The organism is Burkholderia sp. IT-111MI5 (assembly GCF_949752865.1).
GTDB classification, from domain to species: domain Bacteria; phylum Pseudomonadota; class Gammaproteobacteria; order Burkholderiales; family Burkholderiaceae; genus Burkholderia; species Burkholderia pyrrocinia_C.
Genome location: NZ_CATKIF010000071.1, coordinates 1 through 14,414, shown reverse-complemented (window position 1 = coordinate 14,414; position 14,414 = coordinate 1). Strand labels below are relative to the sequence as shown.

Here is a 14,414-nt window from a genome sequence, read left to right as displayed (position 1 = left end):
TTCCTGTGTGTTCGGGTGCTGAGTGTCCGATTATCAGATGTTCTCGAAGATCGCAGCAATCCCCTGGCCGCCGCCGATACACATCGTCACGAGCGCGTAACGCCCGCCGATGCGCTTCAGCTCGTACAGCGCCTTGACCGTGATCAACGCACCGGTCGCGCCGATCGGGTGACCGAGCGAGATGCCCGACCCGTTCGGGTTGACCTTCGCGGGATCGAGGCCGAGTTCCTGCGTGACCGCGCAGGCCTGCGCGGCGAACGCCTCGTTCGCCTCGATCACGTCGAGATCGCTGATCTTCAAGCCCGCGCGTTCGAGTGCCTTCTGCGTGGCCGGCACGGGGCCGATGCCCATGTAGGCCGGGTCGACGCCCGCGTGCGCATACGCGACGAGGCGTGCGAGCGGCTTCACGCCCTGCGCGCGGGCGGCGTCGGCGCTCATCATCAGCACGGCCGCGGCCGCATCGTTGATGCCCGATGCGTTGCCGGCCGTCACGGTGCCGTTCTCCTTCGCGAACACCGGGCGCAGCTTCGTGAAATCGTCCGCGCTCGCGTCGTGACGCACGTGCTCGTCGGTGTCGAACGCGACCTCGCCCTTCTTCGTGCGGATCGCGATCGGCAGGATCTGATCCTTGAAGCGCCCTTCCGCGATCGCGCGCGCCGCGCGACGATGCGATTCGAGTGCGAGCGCATCCTGCGCGTCGCGCGAGATGTCGTACTTGCGTGCGACATTCTCGGCCGTCACGCCCATGTGGATCGTCTGGAACGGGTCGTGCAGCGCGCCGAGCATCATGTCGACGAGCTTGCCGTCGCCCATGCGCTGGCCGAAGCGCGCGGCCGGCACGGTATACGGCGCGCGGCTCATGCTCTCCGCCCCGCCGCCGATCGCGACGTCGGCATCGCCGAGCATGATCGTCTGCGCGGCCGACACGATCGCCTGCAGGCCCGAGCCGCACAGCCGGTTCACGTTCATCGCGGGCGTGTGCTGTGCGACGCCGCCGTCGATCGCCGCGACGCGCGACAGATACATGTCCTTCGGCTCCGTGTTCACGACGTGACCGAACACGACATGCCCAACCGCATCGCCCGGCACGTTCGCGCGCGACAGCACTTCGCGCACGACCTTCGCACCGAGCTCGGTCGGCGAAAAATCCTTCAGGCTGCCGCCGAAATCACCGATCGCGGTACGGACACCGCTCACCACCACGACTTCTTTCGCTGCATTGCTCATCGTCTGCTCCGGTTCGTTCGCGCACGCATGCGCGCTGATGCGTTACATGTTCGGATAATTCGGCCCGCCGCCGCCTTCGGGCGTGACCCACACGATGTTCTGCGTCGGGTCCTTGATGTCGCAGGTCTTGCAGTGCACGCAGTTCTGCGCGTTGATCACCAGCCGATCGCTGCCGTCGTCGTTCTTCACGAACTCGTACACCGCCGCCGGGCAGAAGCGCCCCTCCGGCCCCGCGTACGTGCGCAGGTTCACGTTCACCGGCACGTTCGCATCCTTCAGCGTCAGGTGCGCCGGCTGGTTCTCCTCGTGGTTCGTGTTCGAGATGAACACCGACGACAGCCGGTCGAACGTCAGCTTGCCGTCCGGCTTCGGATACTCGATCGGCTCGCACTGCGACGCCGGCTTCAGCGTCTCGTGGTCTGCGTGCTGGTGATGCAGCGTCCACGGCACGTTGCCGCCCATCACCTTCTGCTCGAGCCCGACCATCAGCGTGCCGAGATACAGCCCCTTGGCCATCCACTGCTTGAAGTTGCGCGCACGGTACAGCTCCGTGTACAGCCACGACTGCTTGAACGCGTCCGGGTACGCGTTGAGTTCATCGCTCTGGCGGCCGGCCTGCACCGCGTCGAACGCGGCGTCGGCCGCCAGCATGCCGGTCTTGATCGCCGCGTGGCTGCCCTTGATCCGCGATGCGTTCAGGAAACCCGCGTCGTCGCCGATCAGCGCGCCGCCCGGGAACACCGTCTTCGGCAGCGACAGCAGCCCGCCCGCGGTGATCGCGCGCGCACCGTACGACACGCGCTTGCCGCCTTCCAGGAACGCGCGGATCGACGGATGCGTCTTGTAGCGCTGGAATTCCTCGAACGGCGACAGGTACGGGTTCGTGTAGCCGAGGCCGACCACGAAGCCGACCACGACCTGGTTGTTGTCCATGTGATACAGGAACGAACCACCGTAGGTATCCGACTTCAGCGGCCAGCCGGCCGTGTGGATCACGAGGCCCGGCTTGTGCTTCGCGGGATCGATTTCCCACAGCTCCTTGATGCCGATCCCGTACGCCTGCGGATCGGCGTTCGCGTCGAGCTTGAACTTCGAGATCAGCTGGCGGCCGAGGTGGCCGCGGCAGCCTTCGGCGAACAGCGTGTACTTCGCGTGCAGCTCCATGCCGAGCTGGAAGTTCTCGGTCGGCTCGCCGTCCTTGCCCACGCCCATGTTGCCGGTGGCGACGCCCTTCACCGAGCCGTCGTCGTTGTAGAGAATCTCCGCGGCCGGGAAGCCCGGGAAGATCTCGACACCGAGCGCTTCGGCCTGCTGGCCGAGCCAGCGCGTGACGTTGCCGAGCGAAATCACGTAGTTGCCGTGGTTCTTGAAGTTCTCGGGCAGCGCCCAGTTCGGCGTGGTCACCGCGCTCTTCTCGGACAGGAACAGGAAGCGGTCTTCCGTCACCTCGACGGTGAGCGGCGCGCCCCGTTCCTTCCAGTCGGGGAACAGTTCGGTGATCGCGCGCGGGTCCATCACCGCGCCCGACAGGATGTGCGCGCCGATCTCGGAACCCTTCTCGAGCACGCACACGCCGATCTCGGTGCCTTTCTCGGCGGCCAGCTGCTTGAGCCGGATCGCCGCCGACAGCCCGGCGGGGCCGCCGCCGACGATCACGACGTCGTATTCCATCGATTCGCGCGGGCCGTATTGCGCGAGCAAGTCCTGTATGGTCAAAATCCTGTCTCCTCCTGCGTCCCGACCGTCAGCCGATCAGAACTGGTCTTCCGTCAACGCGAGCACGCTCTCGTTGCCCCTCGCGCCGACGATCGACGCTTCGAGCGCGCCGGCCTGCACGAGAATGTGCTCCGCATAGCATTGCGCGATCGCGATCTTCGCGTCGAAGAACGCCGGGTCGCTCGCGCGGTTCGCCTGCGCGGCCACCAGCGCGCGCGCCATCTGCCAGCCGCACAGCACCACGCCCGCCAGCTTCAGGTAGGGCACGCTGCCCGCGAACACCGCGTTCGGGTCCTGCTTCGCGTTCGCCACCACGTAGTCCACCACCGACGACAGCGCGCGCGCGCCCTGTTCCAGCTGCACCTTCATCGATGCGGCCGCCGCGCCGTCCAGCCTGCCCAGCGCCGCCACCGTGTCGCCGATCTCCGCGATCAGCGCCTTCGCCACCGCGCCGCCGTCGCGCATCGTCTTGCGGCCGACCAGGTCGTTCGCCTGGATCGCCGTCGTCCCTTCGTAGATCGCCAGGATCCGCGCATCGCGGTAGTACTGCGCCGCGCCCGTCTCCTCGATGAAGCCCATCCCGCCGTGCACCTGCACGCCCAGGCTCGCCACGTCGTTCACCATCTCCGTGCTCCAGCCCTTCACGACCGGCACCAGATACTCGTAGATTGCCTGATGACGGCCACGCGTCGCCTCGTCCGAATGGCGGTGGGCAATGTCGCTGTGCGCGGCCGCCACGTACGCCAGCGCCCGCGCGCCTTCGGTCAGTGCACGCATCGTGCCGAGCATGCGGCGCACGTCCGGGTGATGGATGATCGTCACCGACTGCTTCGCCGAACCATCCACCGGACGGCTCTGCACGCGTTCCTTCGCGAACGCCGCCGCCTTCTGGTACGCGCGATCGGCCACGCCGATCCCCTGCATCCCGACCCCGAAGCGCGCCGCGTTCATCATGATGAACATGTATTCGAGGCCGCGGTTCTCTTCGCCGATCAGGTAGCCGATCGCGCCGCCGTGGTCGCCGTATTGCAGCACCGCGGTCGGGCTCGCCTTGATCCCGAGCTTGTGCTCGATCGACACGCAGTGCACGTCGTTGCGCGCACCCAGCGAGCCGTCATCGTTGACCAGGAACTTCGGCACGATGAACAGCGAGATGCCCTTCACGCCTTCCGGCGCGTTCGGCGTGCGCGCCAGCACCAGGTGGACGATGTTGTCCGCCATGTCGTGCTCGCCCCACGTGATGAAGATCTTCGTGCCGAACACCTTGTAGGTGCCGTCGCCCTGCGGCTCGGCGCGCGAGCGCACCAGCGCCAGATCGGAGCCCGCCTGCGGCTCGGTCAGGTTCATCGTCCCCGTCCATTCGCCGGAGATCAGCTTCGGCACGTAGCGCTGCTTCTGCTCGTCGGTGCCGGCCGTCAGCAGTGCCTCGATCGCGCCGTCGGTCAGCAGCGGGCACAGCGCGAACGACAGGTTCGACGCGTTCAGCATCTCGATGCACGGCGTCGCGATCAGCTTCGGCAGCCCCTGGCCGTCGTACTCGGCCGGATGCTGCAGCCCCTGCCAGCCGCCTTCGACGAACTGGCGGAACGCGTCGCCGAAGCCCGGCGTCGCGGTCACGACACCGTCCTTCCAGCTGCTCGGGTTGCGGTCGCCTTCGACGTTCAGCGGCGCCAGCACCTCGCCGCAGAATTTCGCGGACTCGTCGAGCACGGCCTGCGCCGTGTCGTAACCGGCATCCTCGAAACCCGGCAACTGCGCGACGGCGTCGATACCCGCGAGTTCCTTCAGCACGAACAGCATGTCCTTGACGGGGGCGTTATAGCTCATGGTCGATGTTCCAAATCAGGCGGTGAATGAGGCGCGCTACCGGGCCGGTACGGCAAGACCGGCCGGCCCCGGGCGACGACGTGACCCATCGTAATGCCGCAATGGCCGGTTCCCGTTGTCATATCCGGCCCACATGGTGACAAAATCGGCCACGGGTTGCGTGGGCGCGGCCGGAAACGGCCGGCTGGATAAGGGTTTGGCCGGAGCCGGTTTCGATGAAAACGGTGAGCAATCGACGTGCCGGCCGATGGGGTCGAAGCGGCGCAGCATGCCGGCGGCAACGGGAGCCGGTTATGGGAATCGCCTATGGGAGCCGGCCATGGGAGCGAACGAAGGAAGCCGGTTATGGGAACCGGCTTGAAAAAAAAAGACGCGCTACGCGCGCCGCCGATACGTCCCCGGCGTACTCCCCGTCCAGTGCCGGAACGCGCGATGAAACGCGCTCGGATCGTCGAAGCCGATATCGGCGCCGATCGCCGCGATCGTGTCGGGCGTGCCGATCAGCCGCTGGATCGCGATGTCGCGCCGCAGTTCGTCCTTGAGCGCCTGGAACGTCGTCCCTTCGGCGGCAAGATGGCGGCTCAGCGTGCGCACCGAGCAATGCAGGTGCTCGGCCGCCTGGTCGATCACGGGCAGGTCGGGCAGCGCCGCCGACAGGTATTGCCGCACGCGATGGCACACGAGCTGTTCACTGAACGATTCGAAGATCCAGTCGCCGGGCGCGCGCGCGAGAAACTTGCGCAGGTTGCGCTTGCTCTGCCGGATCGGCGCATCGAGGTAGTCCGCGCTGAAGCGCATCAGCGTGCGCTCGCAGTCGAACTGCACGGAGCCGGTGAAGAAGTACAGGTGGTCGACCGCATGGCGCGGCCGCGGGCACGCGAACTCGATCCGCAGCAGCGGGATCTTCTGCCCGATCAGCCAGGAACATACGCCGTGCACGAGCTTGAGCATCAGCTCCTGGCCGAGCGCGCCGATCGGGCCGATGGCGTCGTTCGGGCGCAGCAGCACCTGCGCGACGAGACCGTCGCGCTTCGATTCGACGAAGAAGTCGTCGAGCAGGATATGGAAGAACTGGCCGAAGCGATGCAGCGCCGTTTCGAGGTTGCGCGCATCGAGCAGGCTCAGGCACAGATACTTCAGCGTGCCGCCGCGCAGCGGGCGCGAGAAGATGCCGGGCATCTCGTCGTCGAGGTCGATCGCGAGCGTGCGGTACAGCGTCGAGAACTGCTCCTCCGTCACGCGTGCATGCGGCTCGCCGAGCAGCTCGATCGGAATGCCGGCCCCGCGCAGGTAGCGTTCGACCACGTCGCGCTGCGCACCCGCGCTCGCGAGGAAACCGTTGACGAGCGAGATCGGCACCGTCGCGCTCGGCGACGGCAGCGCACGCCCGGGCTGGGCGGAAAGTGAATCTGAGCCGGTCATCGCGTCCCCGTCGATCGATCCGCTCGCATTGTACTTGAGCGGCCCGCGCGCCTGCTTCGGGGCCTTCGGCGCGCCGGGCCGCGCCGCCGCGGCCGCGCGGCGCTTCGGCGCCATCAGTCGGTACGGCTGAGTTCCCGGCGCAGGATCTTGCCGACCGTCGACTTCGGCAGCCGGTCGACGAAGCGGACGAGCTTCGGCACCTTGTAGGCCGCGAGGCTCTCGCGGCAATGCGCGACGAGCTGCGCCTCCGTCACGTCGGCATCCGGCGCCGGCACCACGAACAGCTTGACGGCCTCGCCGGTGCGCGCGTCCGGCACGCCGATGCATGCGCATTCGGCGACGCCCGGCAGCGCGGTCGCGACGGCTTCCACCTCGTTGGGGTACACGTTGAAGCCCGACACGATGATCATGTCCTTCTTGCGGTCGACGATCCGCAGGAAGCCGGCTGCGTCGAACACGCCGACGTCGCCGGTGCGGAAATAACCGTCCGCCGTGAACGCGGCCGTATTCGCTTCCGGCTTCTGCCAGTAGCCGGTCATCACCTGCGGCCCCTTCACGCAGATCTCGCCCGCTTCGCCGATCGCGACCTCGCGATCCTGGTCGTCGAGCAGCTTCACGTCGGTCGACGGCAGCGGCAGGCCGGTGCTGCCCGTGAATGCGTCGATCGACTGCGGGTTGAACGACACGACCGGCGACGTTTCCGACAGTCCGTAGCCCTCGCGGATGAAATTGCCCGTCACCGCCTTCCAGCGCGACGAGATCACGTCGATCACCGCCGCGCCGCCGCCGGCCGACAGCTTCAGCCGCGACCAGTCGACTTCCTTCAGGCGCGGATGGCCGGCGAGCCCCGCGTACAGCGTGTTCACGCCGACGAACACGGTCGGCCGCGCGGCCTTCAGCACGTCGATGAACGCGTCCATGTCGCGCGGGTTCGCGACGAGCCAGTTCTGCGCGCCGATCGCGAAGTAGGACAGGAAGTTCACCGTCAGCGCGAAGATGTGGTACAGCGGGATCGCGGTGACGACGACTTCCTCGCCCGGCACCCGCGCGTCCGCGACGATCGCCGCGAACTGTTCGATGTTCGCGACGAGGTTGCGGTGCGACAGCGCGGCGCCCTTCGACAATCCGGTCGTGCCGCCCGTGTATTGCAGCAGCAGCAGGTCCGCGCCGCCCAGCGCGGCCGGCTCGCACGCGAGCGATTCGCCTGCGGCGATCGCGTCCGCGAGCGCGATCGAACCGGGCGGCAGCGCGTCGCACGCACCGGCCGGCGCATCGACCACGCCCAGATCGCCGCGCCCCACGCTCAGCACGGAGCGCACGCGCGTGCCGCCGACCACGTCGGCGAACGTGCCCATCGACCCGCCGCACACCACGGCGACCTCGACGCCAGCGTCGTTGAGCTGATGCTCGAGCTCGCGCGCGGTGTAGTGCGGGTTCACGTTGACCTGGATCGCGCCGATCCTTGCGACGGCGACGAACACGACAGGAAACGCGAGCACGTTGGGCAGCATCACGGCCACGCGATCGCCCTTGCGCACGCCGACGACCTGCTGCAGATACGCGGCCAGCGCGCTCGACAGGCGGTCGACATCGGCATAGGTCAGCGTGCGGCCGAACGCATGGAACGCGGGACGATCGGCGAAGCGGCGCATCGCGTCGTCCAGCAGCGCGCTGACGGAAGGATGGCGATCGGCGTCGATCTCGGCGGGGATCGAGCCATACGACCCGGTCCAGTGTCTGTTCGTCATGTCTCGCTCCTGGGGGACGGCGCACCGCCCGGCCGGGAACCGCCCCGGGCCGGCCTCGCGCCGTTCGCACGGCGGCCTGCACGCCTGGGTGGCGCGGGCCGTCGCCTGATCGGCGACTATCGCCCGCGCGACGCGCTTTGAAAATGATCCGGCCGGCCGAAAAGATGATCGAAACGGACACGATAGGCGCTGGCCGGCCGGTCTCCAGCCCCATCCGTCAAGCCGCCCGCCCCTGGCAGGCCACGTGCGCCGGCCGGCATCAGGGTGAACCCTGTGGCGCCCGGAACCGTTCCCGCTCAGAATTACGTTCCGTCAACGATATCGATTCGGACGCAGGACCCGTCATGCCGCGCAGTGCGCTCTTGAACCCGACGGCTGCCCGCGCAGACCGCCTGCCGGACGCCCCGCCCGCCCACGCGTTGCGCGAGAAGCGCTTCTCGCCGGCCAAGCTGGCCGCGCTCGTCGCGGTCGCGGCGGAGGCCGGCCTCGACCCGGCCACGGTGCTCGACGGCACGGGCCTCGATCCGGCCGCCGTCGCCGATCCGTTCACGCTCACGTCGCCCGAGCAGTTCCTGCGCGCCGCACGCAATGCGATCGGCCGTTACGACGGCACGGATCTCGGCGTGCGCGTCGGCCGCCTGCTGCACGTGTCGAGCTACGGGATGTACGGCTACGCGATGCTGTGTTCGGAATCGCTCGCGCACGCGTTCGACTCGGCGGTCAAGTATCACCGGCTCGCGAACGGCATGCTCGCGATCCGCTGGGTCGAACAGGGCGACACCGCGTCGTGGCTGTTTCCGGACCGGCACGAAGTCGCGCTGCCCGATCTCGACGAAGCGCTGTACCGCTTCCTGATCGACATGCAGTTCGCGCTGCACGTGACGATCATCAAGGACGTGATGGGCGCGTGGTGCGTGCCGGCGCGCGCGCAATTCGCGCAGCCGCAGCCGCCGCACGCGGCGCTGCTGTCCGACGCGCTCGAATGCCCGCTCGCGTTCGACCAGCCGCACCACACGCTCAGTTATCCGGCCGCGTGGCTGACACGCGCGCCGCAGCTCGCGAATCCGATCACGGCCGCGCAGGTATCGTCGCACTGCGCGCAGTTGCTCGACGAATTGCGCAGCCAGTCGGGCATCACGCGACGCGTCTACCAGGAGCTCATCCGCACGCCCGGACACTTCCCGGACATCGACGCGATCGCGGACCTCCTCTGCATCACGTCACGCACGCTGCGCCGCAAGCTCGAAGCCGAAGGCACGTCGTACAGCGAACTGCTGACGAGCGTGCGCAAGGCGCTCGCGATCGACTATCTCAGCACCACCACGCTCAGCATCGAGGACATCGCGCTGACGCTCGGCTTCAGCGATGCGGTCGGATTCCGTCACGCGTTCAAGCGCTGGACCGGCACCACGCCGAGCGACGTGCGGCGCAAGCGCGGCGGCTGAACGCGGACGACGACGCTGACGAATTTCAGCGCGCGTCGCCGGCCGCCGGCGACGCGACCGCCAGCGCAAACTCGAACACCGCGCCGCGCCCGGCCCGGTCGACGAGCCGGATGCTGCTGCCGTTGAGCGCCAGCATCCGGTGCACGATCAGCAGGCCGAGCCCGCCGCTCGTCACCGTGCCGCCGCTCATCGGCCGCTGCGGCCGCTGGAACAGCCCTTCGCGGCGCGCCGCCGGAATCCCTTCGCCGGTATCCGACACGGTCACGACCACGCGGTCGCCCCGCGGCTCCAGCGCGACCTCGACCTCGCCGTGCGAAGGCGTGTGCCGCAGCGCGTTGTCGAGCAGGTTGGTCAGCACGCGCTCGATCATCCCGAGATCGGCCGACACGACCGGCACGCGCGGCGGGATCCGCGCATGCAGCACGATGCCGCGCGCCTGCGCGGCCAGCTCGAATTTCTGGAACACGTCCTGCACGAGATCGACCAGCGAGAACGGCTCGCGCTCCGCCTGCACGCCGCCCGATTCGAGCCGCGCGAGCTCGAACAGCGCCTGCGCGAGCCGGCCGACCTTCGCGCTCTGCGCGAGCGCGATCGACAGGTAGCGCCGCCGTTCGGGTTCGGCGAGCGCGTCGGACTTCAGCGACAGCGTCTCCAGATAGCCGTGCAGCGACGTGAGCGGCGTGCGCAGGTCGTGCGAGATGTTCGTGATCAGTTCGCGCCGCTGCTGGTCCTGGTGCGTCAGCGCGCGCCACTGGTCGCCGATCCGGTCGGCCATCTGCGCGAACGCGGATTCGAGCACCGCGATTTCGTCGCCGCGCCGGCCCGGCGGCGAGCGCGGCACCGGCGGCTGCGTGTCGGGCACGCCGTTCGCGTCGAAACGTCGCATCGCGTCCGTCAGACGGCGCAGCGGGCGCGTGATGAAGCTGAACGCGGTGAGGCCCGCGAGCAGGCCGAGCAGCGCGACAACCGCCATCGACCACAGCGTCGTGCGCAGCACGTTGCCGGCGTCGACGCGCGCGGCCAGCCGGTCGTGCGCCTCGCCGAGCAGCACCACGTAGATATAGCCCGACGGCGGCTGCCCGGCGCGCTGCAGCGGCGCGGCGCTGAACACCTTGCGCGCGTCGGGGCTGCGCGGATCGTCGCCGAGGATCGGCAGCGGCTGGCCCGCGATGAACCGCTGCACGGGAGCAAGATCGACGCGATCGCGCTTCACGTGGCCAGGCGGCGCATCGTCGCCCTTGATCCGCCCCGCGTTGTCGAGCAGGTACACCTCGACGCTCGGGTTCACGCCCATCAGCTGGCCGAACAGCGTGCGCACGGCGTCGGGGCGCAGCCCGTTCGCGTCCATCAGCGGCGCGCTGTTGGCGATGTTGGCGGCCAGGTCGCGCGACAGCCCCTGCACGACTTCCTTCTCGCGCATGTCGTTCGCGCGGATCTGCAGCCACGCGGATGCGCCGGAGCATGCGAGCAGCAGGATCGAGAACACGAGCGACAGCCGCTGGGTGAGCGTGAGTTTCATGACGCGTCCCGCTGGCCCGGCGCGGCGAGCTTGTAGCCGCGTCCCCACACGGTGAGGATTCGCACGGGCTCGGCCGGATCGGCCTCGATCTTCGCGCGCAGCCGGTTGATGTGGGTGTTGACCGTGTGTTCGTAGCCTTCGTGCCGGTAGCCCCACACGGCATTGAGCAGGTCCATCCGCGAGAACACCTTGCCCGGGTGCCGCGCGAAGAAATACAGCAGGTCGAATTCGCGCGGCGTGAGGTCGATGCGCGCGCCGTCGACGCTCGCCTCGCGCGCGATCGGGTCGATCGACAGCCCGGCGATGTCGAGCGTGCCCGCGTCGATCCGCGAATCGCGCGCGAGCGCATCGACGCGCCGCAGCAGCGCCTTCACGCGCGCGACGAGTTCGAGCACCGAGAACGGCTTCGCCAGATAGTCGTCGGCGCCGAGCTCTAGGCCGAGGATCCGGTGCACCTCGCTCGACCGCGCGCTCGTGATGATGATCGGCGTATAGCGCGTCATCGCACGCGCGCGCCGGCAGATTTCGAGGCCGTCGACGCCCGGCAGCATCAGGTCGAGGATCAGCGCGTCCCAGTTGCCCTGTTCGAGCAGGCGCAGCCCTTCGGCGCCGTCCGCGCTGTGCACGACTTCGTAGCGCTCGTCGCGCAGGTGCAGGCTCAGCACGTCGGCGATGTCGGCGTCGTCCTCGACGATCAGGATGCGTTTCGGATGGTCCATGGCGGTGGGCGGCGGCAGGTCGGGCTCGGGTTCGGTAACGGTTGCGACAACGGTTGTCGGGATTGTCGGTTGCCGGGGGCGAATCGCGGCGCAACGCCGCGCTGCCGCCATTGTGCAAAATTTTGCGGCGGCGAGTGATCACAAATCATTTAACTTTGGATCATGGCTGTGTCCCGAGGCAATGCCAGTAAGGCTTTACGCTCCGCCCCCAAAAATCGAACTTCCCTTACCCTAGTCCGAACACTAAAAAAACACTAAAAAGCGGACCCGACGAAGCCCCAGATCCGGCGAGCGCGGGAAATCGGCAGCGTTCTCGGCAGCATCCGAACTACTCGTCGTGCATTAGTGATCGGTACGATTACTTGATCAACTGCATCCCCGCGACCCTCGAGGCAGACACGTCGAAAGTAGCCGTGTACTCGCACTCGGCTACATGCCCAGAACGCTCGATCAGGCAGTCCGCGAAATCCGCCTTTGAAGATGCGAAAACGCGAAGTGCCTTGCGTACCGTGTCAGCACTTTCGACGACCAGTTCTTTGGTCCCGATCATTGATTCGACGATGTCCTTCATCTGCTCTCGTTCGACACCGTAGCAGCACCCAAGTACCCAGACAACCTCGATTAATGCGACCTGCGAAACATATCCCGGCCGCTCGGGCGACAGGGACTCCATCAGTGCCGTCGCCTTCTTCGACTGAACCTCATCGTCTTGCGCGAAGTAGCGAACTAGCACGTTTGTATCCAGTCCGATCATCGCGCTGACGCCCCCTGCTCGGCGATGGCCTGATTCATGTCGTCAATCGACACCGGTTTCTCAGGCTTCTTCACAACGCCCTTGAGCTCCACGAGCGAGCGCGTCGCTGGATAGACCTCGTACCGGCCTGTCGCCTCATTGAAGCTAAATTCGATCCGGTCGCCGGCCTCCAAGCCAAGCTGATTACGCACGTCCACCGGGATCGTGACCTGCCCCTTTGAAGTAATAGTTGCTGCTGCCATGGTGACACCTCCCAATTCCTTACTTTATGGTAAGGAAAACCAAAAAGCAAGAATGACTTCCATACGTACCGGACCGCCAACCCTAAATCCTCAGCCTGGATCATTATTTCCACCTCCATGCCTAGATCGCTCACTCTCCAGTCATACAAGATATGGATTTACATATCATATGTTTTTGCATACCATATCGATGACCAGTAGGAGACAACGTCGACATGTCTATTGAGGGCCGTCAGGAAAGAGAGGCCAAAGTTGGCCGGATCCTTCTCTGGGAAGGTCGGGTCAGTCGCGGCAGGCTCGTCACTGAGTTTGGATTGAGTCCTATACGAGCCAGCGAGTGGCTTCGCGACTTCCGTGAGTCGTATCCGGATTGGGTGACCTGGGACAGCAAGCGCAAGGCGGACGTGGCGACCTCCATGGCATACTCGGACGCCGAACGCGCCGCGCACGCCTCGCGGTCAAGCGCCATTAGCGCCATGCTGGTCCCACATGCCCTGAACGCGCCGGGCAAGCCACTTTCAATTTCGTGGGACTTTGCCCACACCTCGCCACGTATCTTCTCCCGGTTAAGCCTGGCCATCGCGGATCACCTCAGAGTGAAGTTCCTCTATTGCTCCATGAATAACCCGGAGCCACACGAGCGAATCGTCGAGCCTCACAGCCTGTTACGAGCGGGACGACGGTGGCATGTTCGCGGCTACTGTCTGCATCGGCAAGATTTCCGTGACTTCGTATTAGGGCGAATGAGCAATATCAAACTGCTCTCAGATCCCAGCTTGATAGATGTCTCGACCGACGTCGCCTGGTCCACAGTTCTTCAGGTCAGGATTACCGCTCACCCTAGCCTAGCCCCATCGCAGCAACTGGTTGTCAGAAATGAATACTTCAATGGGGCCTCGGCGCGAATCGAAAGCTGCAGAGCAGCCCTCCTGAAATACATGGTGCAGGAACTCATGGCAGCGACGGACATCGATCGACAGATGCCCCCCGACTATCAAATGGCGGTTGAGAACACGGAGGAGTGCCAGCAATGGCTGTTCATGACCTACCCAGAACGGAATCGCTGAAGCAGCACGTGCGGTTGACGGCTACGACGCCGACTACGCATCAGACCAATGGGAAAGGCTATTGACACGCCAGGGCCTGTCTTTCAATGAGATCGTCGCCGATTGCAAACACCGCGGCAACCGCGCTGAGACTGACTCCCGTCAGAAATGGTCCAGTGCCATGCAGAAGCTGTCGGCGTTCCTTGTCAGGCATAACGAGTTCATGCCTGCCGGGACCCAGGACGACTGGCGCAGCGCCCGCGCTTGGCTGGACGCACGGGTCATAGTCCTAACCGAGACGGGCCTGCGCGAAAATAAGGCTCGGATGGAAGATGCCCTGAGCGCCGCCAAGAGCACCTTCCGCAACGACGTTGCGGTGGCTCTGCACGAGCACCTTGAGTGGTTGAGCGACACCGTCAACCGAATGAACGAGGCCCTGCGCCTGGCGCCGATGTTCACCAACAACGAACGCTACCAGTTCCGCTCACATGTGCGACCCGCTTTCGCCGTGCTGCTGAAGTTCATCAAGGACGTCGCCCAATACGGCCCGACCGAGGACTTGCTCGGCGGTGCCGGAGAGCTGCCCAAGGAGTTCGAAGAGCTGATGCGCGAAAAGACGGTCACCGGGGCGGCCGCGATGAAGTCCCCCCTGGACGACTATCGCGAGTTCTTCGACTTCGACATCGAGGTACTCCGCGAAGAGACCTCCACTGGCACGACCAAGCACATCGGCTGGCTTAGCAAACGTG

13 protein-coding genes are annotated in these 14,414 nt (G+C 66.3%); 4 read left to right on the top strand and 9 right to left on the bottom strand.

The genetic code is table 11. The features are described 5' to 3' along the window. Positions 1-33: 33 nt before the first annotated feature. From bktB to ACM6JT_RS31410, 4 genes are all read right to left on the bottom strand, one after another. Positions 34-1,227, bottom strand: a complete 1,194-nt coding sequence (gene bktB / locus ACM6JT_RS31425; RefSeq protein ID WP_034184640.1) for a beta-ketothiolase BktB — start codon at positions 1,225-1,227, stop codon at positions 34-36. A 42-nt stretch (positions 1,228-1,269) separates the two neighbouring features. Further along, positions 1,270-2,898 (bottom strand): electron transfer flavoprotein-ubiquinone oxidoreductase, encoded by a 1,629-nt coding sequence (locus tag ACM6JT_RS31420; protein WP_374955234.1) that lies wholly within the window; start codon positions 2,896-2,898, stop codon positions 1,270-1,272. Between the two features lie 81 nt (positions 2,899-2,979). Continuing rightward, positions 2,980-4,770, bottom strand: a complete 1,791-nt coding sequence (locus ACM6JT_RS31415) for an acyl-CoA dehydrogenase (protein ID WP_131946068.1) — start codon at positions 4,768-4,770, stop codon at positions 2,980-2,982. A 375-nt stretch (positions 4,771-5,145) separates the two neighbouring features. Continuing rightward, positions 5,146-6,207 (bottom strand): AraC family transcriptional regulator, encoded by a 1,062-nt coding sequence (locus ACM6JT_RS31410; RefSeq protein ID WP_349686816.1) that lies wholly within the window; start codon positions 6,205-6,207, stop codon positions 5,146-5,148. Between ACM6JT_RS31410 and ACM6JT_RS31405 the strand changes: the two genes are divergently transcribed. Further along, positions 6,110-6,322 carry a hypothetical protein gene (locus tag ACM6JT_RS31405; RefSeq protein WP_414858021.1) on the top strand — a complete coding sequence of 71 codons (213 nt, stop codon included), beginning with the start codon at positions 6,110-6,112 and terminating at the stop codon, positions 6,320-6,322. The genes ACM6JT_RS31410 and ACM6JT_RS31405 overlap by 98 nt on opposite strands. Here the strand turns inward: ACM6JT_RS31405 and ACM6JT_RS31400 are convergent. Next, positions 6,306-7,940 carry an AMP-binding protein gene (locus ACM6JT_RS31400; protein ID WP_414857880.1) on the bottom strand — a complete coding sequence of 545 codons (1,635 nt, stop codon included), beginning with the start codon at positions 7,938-7,940 and terminating at the stop codon, positions 6,306-6,308. The genes ACM6JT_RS31405 and ACM6JT_RS31400 overlap by 17 nt on opposite strands. 344 nt (positions 7,941-8,284) lie before the next feature. On the opposite strand from ACM6JT_RS31400, the gene ACM6JT_RS31395 reads away from it, so the two are divergent. After that, positions 8,285-9,385 (top strand): AraC family transcriptional regulator, encoded by a 1,101-nt coding sequence (locus tag ACM6JT_RS31395; RefSeq protein WP_414857879.1) that lies wholly within the window; start codon positions 8,285-8,287, stop codon positions 9,383-9,385. A 25-nt stretch (positions 9,386-9,410) separates the two neighbouring features. Here ACM6JT_RS31395 and ACM6JT_RS31390 read toward each other — a convergent pair whose 3' ends face one another. From ACM6JT_RS31390 to ACM6JT_RS31375, 4 genes are all read right to left on the bottom strand, one after another. Then, positions 9,411-10,904: a sensor histidine kinase gene (locus ACM6JT_RS31390; protein ID WP_105391471.1), complete on the bottom strand. Its 1,494-nt coding sequence runs from the start codon at positions 10,902-10,904 to the stop codon at positions 9,411-9,413. Next, complete coding sequence (locus ACM6JT_RS31385; protein WP_034185037.1) at positions 10,901-11,623, bottom strand: response regulator transcription factor; 723 nt, start codon at positions 11,621-11,623, stop codon at positions 10,901-10,903. Before ACM6JT_RS31385 ends, ACM6JT_RS31390 begins: the two co-directional genes overlap by 4 nt. A 358-nt stretch (positions 11,624-11,981) precedes the next feature. After that, positions 11,982-12,377 (bottom strand): PIN domain-containing protein, encoded by a 396-nt coding sequence (locus ACM6JT_RS31380; protein WP_060330910.1) that lies wholly within the window; start codon positions 12,375-12,377, stop codon positions 11,982-11,984. Beyond that, entirely contained in the window at positions 12,374-12,619 is a 246-nt protein-coding gene (locus ACM6JT_RS31375; protein ID WP_124595155.1) for an AbrB/MazE/SpoVT family DNA-binding domain-containing protein, read from the bottom strand. The genes ACM6JT_RS31380 and ACM6JT_RS31375 overlap by 4 nt, the downstream gene beginning before the upstream one ends. Before the next feature lie 215 nt (positions 12,620-12,834). Here ACM6JT_RS31375 and ACM6JT_RS31370 point away from each other — a divergent pair, with 215 nt between their 5' ends. Together ACM6JT_RS31370 and ACM6JT_RS31365 are read left to right on the top strand one after the other, a co-directional pair. Beyond that, positions 12,835-13,686, top strand: coding sequence for a WYL domain-containing protein (locus tag ACM6JT_RS31370; RefSeq protein WP_414857878.1), 852 nt, complete (start codon positions 12,835-12,837; stop codon positions 13,684-13,686). A gap of 160 nt (positions 13,687-13,846) precedes the next feature. Continuing rightward, the coding region (locus ACM6JT_RS31365; RefSeq protein ID WP_414857877.1) for a hypothetical protein at positions 13,847-14,414 on the top strand (568 nt) is incomplete at its 3' end.